The 1,047-nt window shown below is 41.5% G+C and carries 2 protein-coding genes; one reads left to right on the top strand and one right to left on the bottom strand.

Going from position 1 to position 1,047, the window contains the following annotated elements; all coding sequences use genetic code 11:
- The first annotated feature begins 15 nt into the window (after positions 1-15).
- Positions 16-546, top strand: a complete 531-nt coding sequence (gene hpt, locus R7P69_RS25215; protein ID WP_005479701.1) for a hypoxanthine phosphoribosyltransferase — start codon at positions 16-18, stop codon at positions 544-546.
- Positions 547-620: 74 nt separating this feature from the next.
- Here the strand turns inward: hpt and R7P69_RS25210 are convergent.
- On the bottom strand, positions 621-1,047 hold a 427-nt coding region (locus R7P69_RS25210; protein WP_318121830.1), incomplete at its 5' end, for a carbonic anhydrase.

The raw sequence follows: 1,047 nt of genomic DNA, 5'->3' as shown, positions 1-1,047 counted from the left end.
TAAATTGAGCACAGTATGAAACATACAATAGAAGTCATGATTTCTGAGCAAGAAGTTCAGGAACGAATTCGTGAATTAGGCAAACAAATTACAGAGCGTTACCAAGGCAGTGAAGACCTAGTTTTGGTTGGCTTGTTGCGTGGTTCTTTTGTATTTATGGCCGACCTAGCACGTGCTATTGAACTGACTCATCAAGTTGATTTTATGACGGCATCAAGCTATGGCAACACGATGGAAAGCTCACGCGATGTACGCATCTTGAAAGATTTGGATGATGACATTAAAGGCAAAGACGTTTTGCTTGTTGAAGACATCATCGATACAGGTAACACGCTAAATAAAATTCGCGAAATCCTATCGCTACGTGAACCTAAATCTATCGCGATTTGTACGCTACTAGACAAGCCATCTCGCCGTGAAGTAAATGTGCCAGTTGATTGGATTGGTTTCGAAATCCCTGACGAGTTCGTTGTTGGTGTTGGTATCGATTACGCTCAAAAATACCGTCACCTACCATTCATCGGTAAAGTGGTTCCTCAAGAATAATTGAGTTCACTATTCGAAATACAAAAAAAACGCCCATATAAATGGGCGTTTTTTATTTATTCAGATTTTATGGCTTAGCGACACAGAAGCTTATTGTCAGGGTTTAAAATCGTCGACAGTGCTTTCTGGTACGATGCTTCAACGGTCTCTTTAGAATTAGAGCGAATACCTAAATATTCAAGGCGACCATCTTCAATTCCGTATACGACACCGTGAATTTCGACATCTTGCCCGCGCTCCCATGCGTTTTGCATGATGGTTGAATTGCCTAGGTTATAAACTTGTTCTGCAACGTTAATTTCACCAAGCTTGTCGGCACGATCTTCAACAGGCATTTGATCTAAGTAAGAACGATGCTTGAAGTAAAGATCTCTGATATGCAGTAGCCAGTTATTGATAAGCCCGAGTTGAGGATTATCTATCGCCGCGTTAACACCGCCGCAACCGTAGTGACCACACACAATAATGTGCTTCACCTTGAGTACATCAACGGCGTATTGA

This window comes from Vibrio sp. 661 (assembly GCF_033339315.1).
Taxonomy (GTDB): Bacteria; Pseudomonadota; Gammaproteobacteria; order Enterobacterales; family Vibrionaceae; genus Vibrio; species Vibrio alginolyticus.
This window is presented reverse-complemented; position numbering and strand designations above follow the sequence as displayed.